The following is a 16767-nucleotide window of genomic DNA, read 5'->3' as shown; positions in this document are numbered from 1 at the left end:
AGCGGTGAGAAAGATTTTATCTACTGCCCTTAATATAGTGAGTACCTGATGCTTTTGGTGCATCGGCACGTCCAATAAAGCCTGTTAATGCTAAGATTGTTAAGATATAAGGTGCAATAAGAAGAACAAGACTTGGTACATTCTCTAGGAACGGCAAGCTGTTTCCGATAATACTTAAACTTTGAGCAAATCCAAAGAAGATTGCTGCGCCCATTGCCCCTAGTGGATGCCACTTTCCAAAGATCATGGCTGCAAGCGCCATAAATCCTTGTCCACTTATCGTCGCGTGGCTAAAGTCAGAAGAAATCGATTGAGCATAAACAGCTCCACCTAATCCACCAAGTGCACCAGAAATGATTACCCCAATATAGCGCATTTTCGTTACATTAATCCCCATCGTGTCTGCCGCCATTGGATGCTCACCTGTGGAACGAAGGCGTAACCCAAATGGTGTTTTGAATACGACAAACCAAGCAATGATGGCAATGATAATTGCCACATAAGATGTCCAATAGGTGTTAGAAAAGAAAATTGGTCCAATAATCGGAATATCACTTAGGAAAGGAACATCAATTTTACTGAAACCTTTCTGGATAATATCTGTTTGACCCTTATCATAGATTAATTTCACTAGGAATAAAGTAACACCAACAGCTAATAGGTTGATTGCCACCCCTGATACTGTATGGTCTGCTCTAAAGCTGATTGAAGCTACAGCATGAATAAGGGAAAAAATCGCACCGACAAGCGCAGCTACTAAAAGCGCAACCCATGGGGTCCAGCTTCCTAATACTGAAACTGTTTCAAGGTTAAACACAATTCCGGTAAAAGCCCCAATGACCATTAACCCCTCTAAACCGATGTTAACGACACCAGAACGTTCCGAGAAAATACCACCTAATGCAGTGAGAATAAGTGGAGCTGCCCATAAAAGAGTAGAAGGAATCACAATTTGTAAGATATCCATGATGCCCACTTATTTCACCCCCTTTTTGCTCACGCGGTCAATAAACCAACGGATAATATAGCTTGATGCTACAAATATAATAATAAGTGCAATGATAATATCAACCAGTTCATTTGGTACCCCAGCTTCAAGCGGCATGTTTAAGGCACCAACCTTCAAACCACCAAATAATAATGCAGCGAGGACAACCCCGATGGCTGTATTTCCTCCAAGAAGTGCAACGGCGATTCCATCAAAACCAACGCCTGTAAAGCCACCCTTAACTGCCATGTATCCGAATGTTCCTAAACCTTCCATAGCACCAGCCAGTCCAGCAAAAATACCTGAAATGACCATAGATAAAATAATATTTCGTTTAACATTCATTCCTGCATACTGTGAAGCATGTTCATTGAATCCAACTGCTCGTAATTCGAATCCAGTTGTTGTTTTTTCAAGGATAAACCACATAATGATTGCACAGATAATCGCAATTGTGATTCCCCAGTGCATACGAGAATAATCTGTAATGCCTTCTAAAAACACTGACCGTAGAGAAGCAGAGTCTGCGATCATGTCAGTTCGTTCTTTCCCATCCGATAGTACCGAACGAATAATTTGATTCGTAATGTACAGTGCCGTATGGTTAAGCATAATCGTAACAATTACTTCGTGAACACGGAATCTTGCTTTTAAATAACCCGGGATAAAGGCCCAAAGTGCACCTGCCACCCCAGCTGCTAATACTGCTAACGGCAAGTGAATGATTTTGGGAAGATCAAAGCTAACACCAACCCAAATAGCTGCCACCCAACCCATGAGTAGTTGTCCTTCAACTCCAATATTGAATAAACCAGTTTTAAAGGCGAACGCAACCGCTAGCCCAGCAAGAATATAAGGAATAGTTTGGCGAATAACCTCACCAATAAAATAAATATCACCAAAGGCACCGTTCCATAGTGCTTGATAAGCAGTTATAGCATTATAGCCACTGGCAATCATAATAATTGTTCCAACTAATACCCCTAGCAAAACAGCAATGATGGGGGTTAATATATTTTTCATTCGGCTAGACATTTGCATCTTCACCTGCTTCCTTCTTCTTCGACCCAGCCATTAGTAAGCCTAGTTCCTGCTCCGTTGTTTCCTTAGGATCAACAATTGCAACAATCTCCCCTTCGTAAATAACGGCAATCCGGTCACTTACATTCATGATTTCGTCTAATTCAAACGAAACAAGCAGGACAGCTTTCCCCTGGTCACGCTGTTCAATTAATCGTTTATGAATAAACTCGATCGCTCCAACATCTAACCCACGTGTTGGTTGCGCTGCAATTAGAATATCAGGATTCCTGTCAATTTCACGACCAATTATTGCTTTTTGTTGGTTACCACCTGATAATGCTCTAGCAAGTGTGTATTCACTTGGCGTACGCACATCAAACTCGGAAATTAGATTTCTTGCTTTGTCATAGATTTTTTTAAAATTCATTACTCCAGATTTTGAAAAAGGTTTCTGATAATAGGTTTGTAGAACCATATTTTCGCCAATCGTATAGTTTAATACGAGTCCATGCTTATGACGATCTTGGGGAATATGGCCTAGACCCGTTTCCGTTACCTTCCTTGGTGGTAGGTTGAGAACATTCTTCCTATTAATTTTCACCGAACCACTTTCAGCCTTACGTAAACCAGTGATTGCCTCAATTAACTCTGTTTGACCATTTCCATCAACGCCAGCAATTCCGAGAATTTCGCCCGCACGAAGTGATAAATTCAGTCCTTTAATTGCTTGGACTCCACGAGAGTCTTTCACTTTCAAATTTTCTATTTCTAACACCTCAACACCAGGTGTTGCGTCTATTTTCTCCGTTTTAAATTCTACATCACGGCCAACCATCAGACTCGCTAAATCAGTAGGATTGGTTTCATTTACATTCACAGTCCCGATCCCTTTTCCTTTTCGGATAACTGTTACTCGATCACAAACCTCCATAATTTCCTTTAACTTATGTGTAATCAGAATAATCGATTTACCTTCTTTTATTAGCGTTTTAAAAATCTGAATAAGCTCTTTTATTTCTTGAGGAGTTAGAACAGCAGTTGGCTCGTCAAAAATTAAAATATCCGCCCCACGATAAAGCGTTTTCAGAATTTCTACCCGTTGCTGCATTCCAACTGAAATATTGGAAATCTTTGCCTGTGGGTCTACGGCAAGTCCGTATCTTTCAGAAATTTTACGTACCTCATCTTCTGCTGTCTTGATGTCGATAACCCCACCTTTGGTGGTCTCTTTCCCAAGAATGATGTTTTCCGTAACAGTAAATGTATCCACCAGCATAAAATGTTGATGAACCATTCCGATTCCTAGATCATTTGCGACATTCGGGTCGGTGATTTTCACGGTTTCGCCTTTTACCTTAATTTCTCCTTTTTCTGGCTGGTATAAGCCGAAGAGGACATTCATAAGGGTTGACTTCCCCGCACCATTCTCCCCTAATAGCGCATGGATCTCGCCTTTTTTCAACTGTAATGTTATATTGTCGTTAGCAACGAAGCCCGAAAATTCTTTGCGAATATTGAGCATTTCAATAACATATTCCACACGTTTCACTCCCCATCATGGTAGAAAATCCCTAGTAGTAAGATGTCAGACTTTACTACTTTTTTTAAAAAAGGGGCTTCCCCAATAAAACTTTAAATGAAAGGCAGAAACCATTCTGACCTTCAGTTAGAATTTTATTACTGCATCTAAATTTTAACCCTAGCGCCTTGATAACAAGGCGCCAGGATGGTTTATTATTCTGCAGAGAATGTTTCAAGTTCTTTCAGCGTACCAGGGATAACAAGGTCGCCACTCTTAATTTTTTCAGTGTACTCAGCAACTTTTGCTTCAATATCTGCTTTTGCTTCTACTGCATCGTTAATTGGTGCTAAACCAACACCATCATCAGCTAGAGTATAAACAGAAGTTTCGCCACCAGGGAAGTTTCCTTCTTTTGCTTTTGCTGAAATATCTTTAACTGCTACGTCTACACGCTTTAATGCAGAAGTAATGATAACATTTTGTTCTTTACCGTCAATTTCAACTACACCTTCAGCAGTTTGGTCGGAGTCAACACCAATTGCCCAAATCTTTCTTGAAGGATCTTTTTGCTTAAGGTCACGTGCTTCTTTAAATAGACCATTACCAGTACCACCAGCAGCATGGATAATAACGTCTACATTCGAAGAATACATTTTAGAAGCAATAGACTGTCCCATTTCTGCCTTATCAAATGCTTCTGCATATTGAACCTCTACTTCTGCTTCAGGGTTAACTGCTTTAACCCCTGCAATAAAACCAGCTTCGAAGCGTTCGATTACCGCACCAGTAACCCCTCCGATAAAGCCAACTTTGTTTGTTTCAGTTGTTAAACCTGCTGCGATTCCTGCAAGGAATGAAGCTTCTTGCTCTTTAAAAAGAATGCTCGCTACGTTCGGTTGTTCAACAACACCATCAATAATTGAAAAGTTGAAATCTTTTTGTTGAGCCGCAATTTCATTAACAGATTCTTGCATCATGAACCCTACACCAAAGATAAGGTTGTAATTTTTACGAGCTAAAGAATTAAGATTCGTTGTATAATCAGCATCTGATTGAGATTGTAGGTAAGTGTATCCATCGCCTTCAGTAAGGTCGTTTTCTTCACCAAACTCTTTAATCCCTTTCCATGCAGATTGGTTGAAAGATTTGTCATCAATTCCACCGACATCTGTAACCATTGCAACTTTAAAAGTTTCTTCGGTTTTATTACCAGAGTCGCCAGTTGTACCTTCTTTTTCGGCTTCATCAGTATCGCCGCCACCACAAGCGCCAAGAATCGTTCCGGCAGCTAATAAAAACGACATTGTTAAACCAAATTTACGTTTTTTCACGTCAGTACCCCCTAAGGATTTTGTTAGATTTAGTAGAAATGGAAGATTGCAACAAGCTACCGCTTTCAGTTTAGAGAAAAATTTAAATTCTTTTTCTAAAAACATGAAAGCTAAACTTATCAGCTTTGAAATAGTTGACCGAGTAAAGAATTGGAGTATCCATTTCATCAAAATGCATTTGTTTTAAAACAAGCAAGGCCGTTTCAGGTTCACACTCAAGAATCGGTGACACTTTCTCATGAAAACCAATTGGCTCAATCTGTGCTACCGCATAAGCAATTTTCCTGTCGGACCCCTCTTCTAGCATTTGAAAGATAGACTCCTTTTCATACGAAAAAGGCTCCGGAAAAATTTGGTGAGGAAATTTATCAATACAATAAACAACGGGTTCACCATCTGCGGTTCTAACCCTTTCAATGACATGAATTTCCTCTTCCGGAGAACAATTAAATCGACGAATATCTTCTTCAGTCGGACCTATTAATGTTGAATCTAAAAATACGGTTCCTGGTTTCATCCCCACCTGTTCAATCATATATGTAACACTATTAAGCTGCTCGATCCCCGATGTAAACAGTGGTCTGGAATTGACAAATGTACCAACTCCATGCCTACGAATCACGACATTTTCTTCTTCTAGAATACGCAATGCTTCTCGTAGTGTAGCCCTGCTAACACCTAATTGTTTTGCAAGATCAAATTCTGAAGGGAGTTTTTCTTTTTCTTTGTAAACACCTTTTTGAATATCTTGCTTTAGGCGATCAATTACTTGTAAATATAGGTGACGGTTATCTGACTTGATCGACATAAGGGCTTCCTCCAACCGAATTACTGCAGACATCAGACATCTGATGTTTTACATTTCTACTAATCGAAATTACTATATCACTTTTCCTAGTATAAATAAATAGAGTTTCAATTTTTTGTCGAAAAAAGTAGATAATATTTACTATTTGTACTTCTTACCCTTCCCATGATTTAAGTTAGCAAGTATAATTTAGTAATAGAGCTTTTTTTCGGCTGGAATTAAATAGAAAAGTGCCTCAAGACTTGTTATCTTGAGGCACTTTTTTGTGGCTGTATTCGGTAAAAATTGTTGTTATTATGAACTGGCTTCTTCTGATTTAGAGATAAGCACAGTACGAGGCTTACTGCCTTCGTAAGGTCCAACTACTCCTCTAAGTTCCATTTCATCAATAAGTCTAGCAGCACGGGAATAGCCAATCCTAAACCTCCGCTGTAGCATGGAAACTGAGGCGGTTTGCATCTCGATAATTAAATCAACGGCATCTTGATATAAGTCATCAGCTACTTCAGATGTTGTTTCGGGAACGTCCTCAGGTATCATTTCCTCTTGATATTGTGCTTTTTGTTGACCGATGACAAAATCAACAACTTCCTCTACTTCATCATCAGAAAGAAATGCGCCTTGTAAACGCACTGGTTTCGAGGCTCCTACTGGTAAAAATAGCATGTCGCCTCTACCTAATAGCTTTTCAGCACCACCCATATCAAGGATGGTCCGCGAATCGGTTGCTGAGGAAACCGCAAACGCAATCCTAGATGGGATATTCGCCTTGATCACACCTGTGATTACGTCAACCGATGGCCGTTGAGTTGCAATGATAAGGTGAATCCCAGCAGCACGTGCCATTTGAGCTAACCTTGTAATTGCATCCTCTACATCAGATGAAGCTACCATCATCAAGTCAGCTAGTTCGTCAACAATGACCACAATGTATGGCAGCAAAGGCTGCTTGGTGCCTTCCTCTTCATTTGCCCTTTTTACGTAATCATTATAGCCCTCAATATTTCTTGTTCCGGTATGAGAAAATAATTCGTAGCGGCGCTCCATTTCACTCACTACTTTTTGAAGTGCTTGTGAAGCTCGTTTCGGATTGGTTACAACTGGTGCAAGCAAATGGGGTACCCCATTATACACATTCAATTCCACCATCTTAGGGTCTATCATCATGAGCTTTACTTCATGCGGCTTGGCACGCATTAGTATGCTTGTAATAATTCCGTTAATACAAACACTTTTTCCGCTTCCCGTAGCTCCAGCTACCAAAAGGTGAGGCATCTTATTCAGTTCCGCAAGCACTGCCTCCCCTGTAATATCTCTCCCCAAAGCGATTTGCAACTTGGCTTCTGGTTTATTATTCCTTTTTGCCTCAAGCACTTCTCTCAATGAGACCATTGCGACCTCTGAGTTAGGGACTTCAATGCCAATGGCTGATTTCCCCGGTATTGGGGCTTCGATTCGAATATCCTTTGCAGCTAATGCTAATGCTAAATCATCATGAAGACTTACAATCCTACTTACCTTTACACCGACATCAGGATGGACTTCATATTTTGTTACTGCAGGTCCAAGATGAACTTGCGTTACTTTTGCTTTTACCCCAAAACTTTGGAACGTCCGTTCTAGCTTAGCAGCATTGGAGTGAATTAATTCGTATTCACCACTCTGATCTGTTTTATTGGGACGATTTAATAGACTTATTGGCGGAAGTTCATAGGCGACGTTCTCGACCTCGGTAAAAGTGATAGGTGGGGCCGTTCCGTCTTCCTTATCATCGTTTTGATCTTCTTTTTGCTTTTCTGCTTTTTTACTTATAGATTGATCATTCGCCACAACCTCACTCTTACCTCCCGATTCCTCGTGTACCAATTCCTCTGGGTAAGCTCTCTCGGCAAAGCTAGAGATAAGTGGTTCGGTATGGATAGGCTCATCTTCTACTAAAGTATCAGCTTCATTTTTATTCTTAGCAGCAGGCTTTGAGTTTTCCTTTGGCCTCTTTTCCTTTTTGACTTCGTGTTTTTCGGCTTTTTTTCGTGAAAAGTCTTGCTGCCACGTTTTCAAGTCCTCTAGAAACCCCTGCCATTGTCGGCCAATAAAGCTACCGATACTTTGGATTAGTTTACCAGCTGTTTCCCCAAAAGTTCTGCCCGTAATCAGGATAATTCCGATAATGATTGAAACGAAGGCGATTAACTGCGAACCCACTGCATCAAATAGGAAATAAAACATCGAAAATAATACGGCTCCAATCATTCCGCCCCCTAGTTCTGGCGTACTTGACTCACCTCTAATTTCCATCTTATACAGGTCCCAAGTATTCATAATCACACTAGGGTTTTCAAATTGACCACCATTTGACAAATTTTCAAAAAGGGTTACATGGCTTAATAGTAGAATCGCTCCAATGATTAAATATGTACCAAATAACTTAATTTGAAAGAGAAATGGAAGTTTCCGTTTCCACATAATATAAAAACTGAAAATGATTAGGCCTATAAGACTGAGCATGTACCATTCTCCCATAAAGAAACGGAAAAACAGCACAACTGCCTTACCAGCCGCACCTAACTTAGCTATCGCAATCACTGCTAAAGCCAGCAGTACGAGTCCGCTAAGTTCAAATTTCAGTGTCGATTTGAGTGGATCGCTTTTATGAGTTTGTCGTTTTTTCTTTTTAGCCATCTAATCACCTTACAATCTAGTCTTCGTTTTGCCTGCTGATAGAAACCCATTGTCTCCTTCTTAGATGAAGGTTGTTTTTATAAAGATAGTGTATAAAATCCTAAAGCATATTTTAAGTGTCTAGATGAAAAGAAGCAGCCTCTCTCGGCTGCTATCACAAGGGTATACTCACTATTATAACATAAGGTCCCGAGATGTTGGTCAAACATTCGTTCTATGAAAAGGATATTTTCGTACCAGGGGCACAATCTGTATTTAGATAATGCGAAGGGTCCGTGCTCATCACTCGGATAATCTGATAATTCATGGCATCAACCTGTTCAGCAAGGACAGGGACCCCTTTATAGTTCATCATCATCTGACCTGAGTTTTGCTGTTGTTCTTCTGGAGGGAACACCAAATCCTGCGGCATCATCGTATAGAGAATCATTGAATCAACCCCTCATTTTGTTCCTTTTTCAAGTCTATTAATTCATTTAACTTTTTCATAGCTACACCCAGTCCGCCTACTTCATTAATTAGACCACTTTCAACTGCATCAGCACCAACCACATTCGTTCCGATATCCCTTGTTAAGTTCCCTTTTGCAAACATCAATTCCTTAAAGACATCCTCTTTGATATTGGAATGTGTTGTAACAAAATTAATTACTCTTTCTTGCATTTTATCTAGATATTCAAAGGTTTGAGGGACACCGATAACTAGGCCAGTTAACCTAATCGGATGAATCGTCATCGTTGCCGACTCAGCGATAAAGGAGTAATCACAAGATACGGCTATCGGGACACCTATCGAGTGTCCACCTCCAAGGACAATTGAAACGGTAGGCTTGGATAAAGAAGTAATCATTTCTGATATCGCTAAGCCTGCTTCAACATCCCCGCCTACTGTATTTAGGATGACCATCAGGCCTTCAATTTTTGGATTTTGTTCAATCGCAACTAGCTGTGGAATTAAATGCTCATATTTAGTTGTTTTATTATGGGGCGGTAATTGTACATGCCCCTCAATCTGTCCAACAATCGTCAAACAGTGAATTTTGCTATCCTGTGACAGTTGCGGGACGTTTGTCTGCCCCAACTGTTGAATTTTCTCCATCAAACTAGACTTTTCTTCCTTTTGTCCTTCTGGTTTTTCTGGAGTGTTTTCATTCATTTCCATCATCCTTTTTTTACCCCCTACAGACATGATACCCATTAGTATGGACAATATTGGCTTTTTAATGCGGAATTCTGGATAATTGTGTGAAATCTGACGAAGCATTCAAGCTTCAATTAACCTTCATAATTTCTAGGCATTTGTCTCTTATACAACAAAAAGAGGATATCCAAAATGAATGGACATCCTCTTCTTCATCATACCTTATCTAACTTCCATTAAGATCGGCATAATCATTGGCCGGCGTTTCGTTTTATTAAACAAATGATAACTTAAAGCTTCTCTCATTTCTTGTTTGAGGCTAGCCCAGTCAAATGAATCTCTTGAAATTACTTTCTCAACAATTTGTTTCACGATTTCTTCGGATTCTGCCATTAATTTCTCTGACTCTCGAACATAAACAAAACCTCTCGAAATAATTTCAGGACCGGCAACAATACTGCGTGAAGGACGGTTTAGAGTCACAACCACAATTAGTACACCATCTTGAGAAAGGAGTTTCCGATCTCGGAGAACAATATTGCCCACATCTCCGACACCAATCCCGTCAATTAAGACATTCCCAGCTGGTACACGATCAACTGTGCGCACCCTACCTTCTACAAACTCAATGACATCCCCGCGATCTGGGACAATAATGTTGCCCACAGGAATCCCGGATTCTACTGCTACCCTTTCATGAGCTTTTAGCATTTTATATTCCCCATGAACAGGAATGAAAAATTTCGGGTTCATGAGATTGATCATAAACTTTAATTCTTCCTGACTTCCATGACTCGTAACATTAATTAAGCCTTTTCCGTAAACAACCTCCGCCCCTGCACGATGGAGTAAATCAATGGTCTTATTTAGGAACACTTCACTATTAATAAACGGAGAAACAGGAATTAATACCGTATCACCTTTTTGAATGTTGACAACTGGATGAGCCATCTTTGCCATCTTTTCAAGTGCTTCAATCGGCTCGCCTTGATTCCCAGTAATTAGGATTACTAGTTCATTATCTTGGTAGTGGTGGATATCATTGATAGGACAAATTTGTTCTTCTTCCACTTGTAAATAACCAAGTTCAATTACTTTCTCTAAAGTCCGTTTCAGACTTTTTCCGACGAGCACAATTTTTCGGTTACTTTCTAAGGCACTATTAAAAATGTGCTGAATACGACTTATATCTGTCGCAAAGCATGCAGCAATGACTCTACCTTCTGCTTGATCAATTCGATTGGCATATTCGCGCGCAACCACAACCTCTGATTGAGAATAGCCTGGTTTTTCAGCTCCAGTACTATCAGATAATAAGCATAAAACCCCTTTATCTCCGATTGCCGCCATCTTTCCTATCTCAGGTCGATAAAGCGCAGAAGCAGCTTGATCAAATTTAAAGTCACCAGTATGAACAATCGCTCCCTCTGATGTATGAATACAGACAGCTACAGAGTCTGGGATACTATGGTTTGTCTTAAAAAAGGTTACATGAGTCGAATCAAATTTGAGTTTTGAATTCGAGTGAATCACTCGAAAATCTGCTCTGCCCTTAAACTCTTGTTCTTTCAATTTTTCCTTTGCGAGAGCAAGTGTTAATCTTGTGCCATATACAGGTGCCTGTACCTTTTGCAGCAGATACGTTAATGCACCGATATGATCCTCATGTCCATGTGTTAGAAAAATTGCCCGTACTCTGTCTTTATTTTGAACCAAGTAAGTTAAATCGGGAATAACGATATCAATTCCGAGCATCTCATCTTCCGGAAACATTAATCCGGCATCTACGATAAAAATATCCCCGTCCACTTCTGTGAGGTACATGTTTTTACCAACTTCTCCGACGCCACCCATGGGTATAACCTTGATGCTTTCATTTACTCTATTATTCAATTGTTAGCTTCCTCCTTGCTGAATTGGGCCGACCATGACCAGTTATAGCTATTATACTTGATGGAGGAAACCCTTTACAATAGAAATCCGGTCCACAAATTGGCATTTATGCCAAATCGATTCAATTCGACTAGACTTCTTCCATTAAAAGCTAGATGAAACGTGAAGTCTCTCACATCAACGAAATAAAATCTATGAACGCACGCAGGGATTAATATAGAAATAAAAAAGCCAACCATTAAGGTTGACTTCTTAGTTCTTTATAAGCTCATAAATTTCGGCACGTTCCCGCTCATTCAGTGGAACAAGAGGCAGTCGAACCGATCCAACATCAAGTCCCATTAATTGTAGGGCTGTTTTAACAGGGCCAGGACTTGGAGCGTTAAATAATCCTTGCATAACTGGAAGCAACTTCTGGTGCAACTTTGCTGCTTCAGTATGATTTCCCTCTAGGAAAGTCCTAACCATCTTTTGCATTTCATTTCCAATGATATGAGATGCTACAGAGACAACGCCAACACCACCAATAGAGAGAATAGGAAGAGCCATGCTGTCATCGCCGCTATAAAGGTGGAAATCCTCTGATGTATTGGCAATTATTTTTGTCATTGCACTTAAATCCCCACTTGCTTCCTTCACACAAACAATATTGCGGATTTCTGAAAGACGGATAATTGTTTCTGGAAGTATGTTGACAACCGAGCGACTAGGAATATTATAAACCATAATCGGCAAGTCTGTACTTTCCGCAACTGCCTTAAAATGTTGATATAGTCCTTCCTGATTCGGCTTATTGTAGTAAGGAGCAACAATCATAATTCCGTCTACACCTAACTGTGCTGCCTTTTTCGTTAGTTCAATCGTAGCGTACGTATTGTTGCTGCCTGTACCAACAATTACAGGTACTCGTTTATCTACCACTTTTACAACATGGTCAAATAAGGCAATTTTTTCTTCTTTTGTTAATGTTGGTGACTCACCTGTTGTTCCTGCTACAACTAATGAATCGGTTCCATTCTTAATTAAATGATTGACCAGCTGAGTCGTTTTTGCGAAATCGACATGCCCCTTGCTATCAAAAGGTGTAACCATTGCTGTCGAAATACGGCCAAATTGGACCATTGTGATCCACTCCTTTACTTTTGTGCAACTCTATAAAAGAGTTTTACTCCGGTTTTCTAGCTGTCATTTTTCTTGTTGAACCGTTTCAAGCTGGAAAGCATCGTGTAACGCATTCACAGCAAGAACAAGGTCCTGCTCCTTGACCAATACCCAAATTGTCGTATGACTGTCGGCCGATTGTAGAATTCGAATCTCTTTTTCTGAAAGCGCCGTAACGATTTTCGAAGTAACTCCCGGAACTCCTGCCATTCCTGCACCAACTACAGAAACCTTCGCACAATTCCGTTCCACTTGTGGTTCATGCCCAAGTGATTCTAATACTGTTAGGGCACGGTCCGTCATTTCATCTGATACTGTGTAAACCACCCCTTTTGGGGAGATATTGATAAAATCAACAGAGATATTTTCGTTGGCCATCGCTTTAAACACTTCTGACTGAAGATTGTATTGGTCTTTTCTCGCAAAAACCTTTAACTGTGTTACATTCGAAACATGGGCAATTCCTGTTACTGGGCGCTCTTTTATATCAGCACCTTTGCTTTGTTTCGTATTGTTGTCCGTAACAAGTGTCCCTAAACCTTCTGAATAAGTAGAGCGAATTCGAATCGGCACCTTCGCCTGCATGGCAATTTCAACCGCACGTGGATGAATCACTTTTGCACCTTGATAAGCCATATTGCAGACTTCTGTATACGTGACGACAGCTAATGGTCTAGCGTTTTCAGCAATTCTAGGATCTGCTGTCATAATCCCTTCGACATCTGTGAAGATATCGACTCTTTCTGCACTAAGTGCTGCACCAAGAGCTGCAGCAGATGTGTCACTGCCTCCTCGGCCTATCGTCGTCACATCTCCATTAGGAGCTGCCCCTTGGAAACCAGCAACGACAACCGCATCGACATCCTCTAATTCTTTTAATAGGCGCTCACACTTCATATCCAGAATTTTTGCACTAGTATGTTCTCCATTTGTTAAAAAACCTGCCTGTGCGCCTGTTAGTGAGGTTGCTTTTACTCCATGCTCATGGAGTTTGCTTGTAAACACCACACTTGAAATCACTTCACCACAGGAGAGCAACAAATCATACTCCCTAGGCTTTAAACTATTTTTATTTTCACCAATGAGGGAAAGGAGGGTATCTGTTGCATACGGTTCCCCTTTTCTTCCCATTGCAGATACAACAACAACCACTTTGTAACCATTGCCTATGGCCTGCTTAATGTGGTTAATGGCATGCGCCCGACTTTCATCATCGCGAACGGACGTACCACCAAATTTTTGGACGATTATTTTCATCGTTACACCTCGAAGATGCTCTATTAATATTGTAAATTTTTTTACTAATGCTGCTAATTATTAGACTAACTTAAGTTCAATTAATTTTTCGGCAATCTGTACAGAGTTCCAAGCCGCTCCTTTTAGAAGGTTATCAGAAACAACCCACATATGGAAGCCTTGCTCATTGTCTAAATCTTTTCGGATGCGACCGACAAAAACATCATTTTTACCTACACAAAATGCTGGCATTGGATATAGTTGCTCTGATGGATTATCTTGTAAGACAACTCCTGGTGCATCAGAAAGCAAGGTTTTCACTTGATTGGAATCAATACCCTTTTTATCGATTTCGAAATAAACCGACTCGGAATGCCCTGTACCCACCGGAAGACGTACACATGTAGCCGCAACTTCTAGCGCTGGCATATGCATGATTTTCTTCGTTTCATTGATCATTTTCATTTCTTCGAATGTGAACCCGTTTTCTTCAAACTTATCAATTTGTGGGATCGCATTAAAAGCGATAGGATAATGTTTCTCATCAGAACCAACTGGTAAGATGTTTGCTTCAGGCTCTTTTCCATCTAGAATCGCTTGAGTTTGCTGATACATTTCCTCTACCGCTGCAGCACCAGCACCGGATACCGCTTGATAAGTCGAAACAATGACTTTCTTTAAGCCAAAGTTTTGACGTAAAGGTTCTAATGCCACGACCATTTGAATCGTTGAACAGTTTGGATTGGCAATAATCCCATTATGAGTTTTCAAATCCTCAGCATTCACTTCTGGAACCACTAATGGGACATTTTCATCCATTCGGAATGCACTCGTATTATCAACAACGATAGCTCCGCGCTTTACCGCTTCTGGTGCCAATGCTTTTGAGATACTGCCTCCAGCACTAAAAAGAGCAATTTGCACTCCCTCGAAGCTTTCTGGCTTTGCTTCTTCTATCGTAACTTCCTCACCTTTAAAAACAGCCTTTTTTCCAGCTGAACGAGCAGAAGAAAGTAAAGTTAGTTTTGAAATTGGAAAATTACGAGTTTCTAATGTTTTCAACATTTGTTGGCCAACAGCTCCTGTTGCTCCAACTACTGCTACATGGTATCCTCTCTCTTGTGCCATTCATAGTTCCCCTTCCAAATATAAATTAACCGACATCTGACGGGTCGATAGAAATATGAAGAGGCAGACCTATTCAATTGAATCAATCTGCCAATGTTATATTTTCATTTATTTTATCATATTCAACCACGAAGGAAAGGGAAATGGCAGATTTTATTTCGGTAAAGCATCGAAGAGTTAAGAATGGATGCTTTGCCCTTCCATATATTAAAGGGCTACTCCTCATCGCGAAAACGTTCTACTAAAACTGGCTGAACCTGGCGGCCATCCATCGCTGCTAGAATCGCATCTCTAGTCGCACCCATTCTAGCGACCAATGAGTTCGGTTTATTAACTGGATCGTCTTGACCGAAAGGAATAAAATAAACATTCTTTGTTGACATCAACTTCATGATGTTTACTCCATTTAGTCCAAGCGCATCATTGGTTGAAATCCCCAAAATAATTGGTTTTGAATTTCTCATAGTTGCCTTCGCAGCCATTAACACCGGGGAATCATTTTGGGCGTTTGCAAACTTACTTAAAGAGACCCCTGTCATCGGAGAAATAACCATTGCATCTAGCGGATACTTAGGCCCAAGTGGCTCCGCATCAACGATTGAATTAATCGCTTTATTTCCGGTTAAATCCACAATTCTTTGAACCCAGTCTTCCCCTTTACCAAATCTAGTGTCTGTTGATTGAACCGTCCACGATACAATTGGAATAACCTCTGCACCTTCATTGACTAATTTTTCAATTTCAGGGAAAACGGCATCGTACGTACAGTGGGAACCAGTTAATCCGAATCCAATTCTTTTTCCTTTTAAACTATTCATGATTGATTTTCCTCCCTCTTTTTCATATCTTCTCTAAGCAGCTTTATCAAGACATTTGCCAAGATTTGACCAGCAGTCTTGGGGGCAACGATCCCTGGGAGACTTGGTGCAAGCAGCGCTTTAATCCCCCTTTTTTCGGCATAGCGAAAATCTGTGCCTCCTGGCTTGGAAGCTAAATCGATAATGAGGGTATGGGTGGGCATCTTCGAAATAACCGATGCCGTTACAATCGATGTTGGGATGGTATTAATACAAATATCTGTGTCTTTTACATTTGATTCTAAATCGTTTAGATGAAATGCAGTGAGCCCCATTTCGGTAATCCTTGCGATATGCTCACTTTTCCTCGCTCCTACTTTAACCTTAGCTCCAAGCGCTTGAAAGGTTCGTGCAACGGTTACCCCAACTCTTCCAAGCCCTAAGACTGCAACGTTTGAGCCGTGAATGGTAAAATCAGTATGTTGAATCACCATCATAATGGTTCCTTCCACTGTTGGAATGCTGTTATAAATAGCCACGTCGTCACGTTCAAACAATTTAATGAGGCGTCGGTCAGCTTCCTTTGTGATTTCATCCAAATAGGAATTGCTGATTCCTGAAAATATAATTGCATGCTGAGGGAGTTTCTCAAGCATCTCTTTTGTCAAGAACACCTTCTCACTTGAAAAGATTGTGTCAACCTGACCTTTTGCATCTGTACCGCGAACAGGTAAAATCAGCGCATCCTGCACAGAAAAATCTATTTCAGTTATTTTTTCTTTCGTTGCTCCTGTAAAAGCATGATCCAATTGCTCAAAGCCAATTAGGGACAGTTTGGCATCATGCTCTGTCAGCTGGCGGATAATCTCCAACTGTCTGGCATCACCGCCAATTACAGCGATTTGCATTCCTGTCAGCATTAGAATGATCACCTTCTTTTCATTAGTCGAACAGGAATTTTTCTATTTACTCCAACATCATATGTCGTAGGTGTCTGTATGGTGAGTTATCCGCTGATTTCAAATATAAAAAGGCGCTGAAGCCTTATAAATAAAGGAATC

The 16767-nt window shown here is 40.4% G+C and carries 14 protein-coding genes; all 14 read right to left on the bottom strand.

All coding sequences use genetic code 11. From position 1 onward, the window contains the following. Positions 1-16: 16 nt before the first annotated feature. Positions 17-976: an ABC transporter permease gene (locus H0185_RS21145; protein ID WP_221875485.1), complete on the bottom strand. Its 960-nt coding sequence runs from the start codon at positions 974-976 to the stop codon at positions 17-19. Then, positions 977-2023 carry an ABC transporter permease gene (locus H0185_RS21140; protein ID WP_221875484.1) on the bottom strand — a complete coding sequence of 349 codons (1047 nt, stop codon included), beginning with the start codon at positions 2021-2023 and terminating at the stop codon, positions 977-979. It abuts the gene before it with no gap. Then, positions 2016-3551 carry an ABC transporter ATP-binding protein gene (locus H0185_RS21135; protein ID WP_221875483.1) on the bottom strand — a complete coding sequence of 512 codons (1536 nt, stop codon included), beginning with the start codon at positions 3549-3551 and terminating at the stop codon, positions 2016-2018. The genes H0185_RS21140 and H0185_RS21135 overlap by 8 nt, the downstream gene beginning before the upstream one ends. Before the next feature lie 194 nt (positions 3552-3745). Continuing rightward, positions 3746-4864: a BMP family lipoprotein gene (locus H0185_RS21130; protein WP_221875482.1), complete on the bottom strand. Its 1119-nt coding sequence runs from the start codon at positions 4862-4864 to the stop codon at positions 3746-3748. 82 nt (positions 4865-4946) lie between these two features. Next, positions 4947-5672: a GntR family transcriptional regulator gene (locus H0185_RS21125; protein WP_221875481.1), complete on the bottom strand. Its 726-nt coding sequence runs from the start codon at positions 5670-5672 to the stop codon at positions 4947-4949. Between the two features lie 294 nt (positions 5673-5966). Next, positions 5967-8351: a DNA translocase FtsK gene (locus H0185_RS21120; protein WP_221875480.1), complete on the bottom strand. Its 2385-nt coding sequence runs from the start codon at positions 8349-8351 to the stop codon at positions 5967-5969. Between the two features lie 214 nt (positions 8352-8565). Further along, positions 8566-8781: a YlzJ-like family protein gene (locus H0185_RS21115; protein ID WP_221875479.1), complete on the bottom strand. Its 216-nt coding sequence runs from the start codon at positions 8779-8781 to the stop codon at positions 8566-8568. Next, positions 8778-9506 carry a ClpP family protease gene (locus H0185_RS21110; RefSeq protein ID WP_221875584.1) on the bottom strand — a complete coding sequence of 243 codons (729 nt, stop codon included), beginning with the start codon at positions 9504-9506 and terminating at the stop codon, positions 8778-8780. The genes H0185_RS21115 and H0185_RS21110 overlap by 4 nt, the downstream gene beginning before the upstream one ends. Before the next feature lie 207 nt (positions 9507-9713). Further along, positions 9714-11384, bottom strand: a complete 1671-nt coding sequence (locus H0185_RS21105; protein ID WP_281427660.1) for a ribonuclease J — start codon at positions 11382-11384, stop codon at positions 9714-9716. Positions 11385-11636: 252 nt separating this feature from the next. Further along, the gene (gene dapA, locus H0185_RS21100; protein ID WP_221875478.1) at positions 11637-12506 is read right to left on the bottom strand and encodes a 4-hydroxy-tetrahydrodipicolinate synthase; all 870 of its coding nucleotides are present in this window, start codon (positions 12504-12506) and stop codon (positions 11637-11639) included. Positions 12507-12569: 63 nt separating this feature from the next. After that, positions 12570-13802, bottom strand: coding sequence for an aspartate kinase (gene dapG, locus H0185_RS21095; RefSeq protein ID WP_221875477.1), 1233 nt, complete (start codon positions 13800-13802; stop codon positions 12570-12572). A 60-nt stretch (positions 13803-13862) separates the two neighbouring features. Further along, a complete protein-coding gene (asd, locus tag H0185_RS21090) occupies positions 13863-14909 on the bottom strand; it encodes an aspartate-semialdehyde dehydrogenase (RefSeq protein WP_221875476.1) in 1047 nt (348 codons plus the stop codon). 215 nt (positions 14910-15124) lie between these two features. After that, positions 15125-15727 carry a dipicolinate synthase subunit B gene (locus H0185_RS21085; RefSeq protein ID WP_221875475.1) on the bottom strand — a complete coding sequence of 201 codons (603 nt, stop codon included), beginning with the start codon at positions 15725-15727 and terminating at the stop codon, positions 15125-15127. After that, positions 15724-16626 (bottom strand): dipicolinic acid synthetase subunit A, encoded by a 903-nt coding sequence (dpaA, locus tag H0185_RS21080; RefSeq protein ID WP_221875474.1) that lies wholly within the window; start codon positions 16624-16626, stop codon positions 15724-15726. The genes H0185_RS21085 and dpaA overlap by 4 nt, the downstream gene beginning before the upstream one ends. Positions 16627-16767: the final 141 nt, after the last annotated feature.

It is taken from the genome of Mesobacillus maritimus (genome assembly GCF_019749255.1).
Lineage (GTDB): Bacteria > Bacillota > Bacilli > Bacillales > Cytobacillaceae > Mesobacillus_B > Mesobacillus_B maritimus_A.
Note: the sequence above shows the minus strand (reverse complement) of the source record. Positions and strands in the feature narration are given on the sequence as shown.

Bases quoted from the DNA above. Each gene is read 5' to 3' on its own strand.
- H0185_RS21110 (WP_221875584.1), bottom strand. From the start codon at position 9,506: ATGAATGAAAACACTCCAGAAAAACCAGAAGGACAAAAGGAAGAAAAG.
- asd (WP_221875476.1), bottom strand. From the start codon at position 14,909: ATGGCACAAGAGAGAGGATACCATGTAGCAGTAGTTGGAGCAACAGGA.
- dapG (WP_221875477.1), bottom strand. From the start codon at position 13,802: ATGAAAATAATCGTCCAAAAATTTGGTGGTACGTCCGTTCGCGATGAT.
- H0185_RS21120 (WP_221875480.1), bottom strand. From the start codon at position 8,351: ATGGCTAAAAAGAAAAAACGACAAACTCATAAAAGCGATCCACTCAAA.
- H0185_RS21140 (WP_221875484.1), bottom strand. From the start codon at position 2,023: ATGTCTAGCCGAATGAAAAATATATTAACCCCCATCATTGCTGTTTTG.
- dapA (WP_221875478.1), bottom strand. From the start codon at position 12,506: ATGGTCCAATTTGGCCGTATTTCGACAGCAATGGTTACACCTTTTGAT.
- H0185_RS21115 (WP_221875479.1), bottom strand. From the start codon at position 8,781: ATGATTCTCTATACGATGATGCCGCAGGATTTGGTGTTCCCTCCAGAA.
- H0185_RS21085 (WP_221875475.1), bottom strand. From the start codon at position 15,727: ATGAATAGTTTAAAAGGAAAAAGAATTGGATTCGGATTAACTGGTTCC.
- H0185_RS21125 (WP_221875481.1), bottom strand. From the start codon at position 5,672: ATGTCGATCAAGTCAGATAACCGTCACCTATATTTACAAGTAATTGAT.
- dpaA (WP_221875474.1), bottom strand. From the start codon at position 16,626: ATGCTGACAGGAATGCAAATCGCTGTAATTGGCGGTGATGCCAGACAG.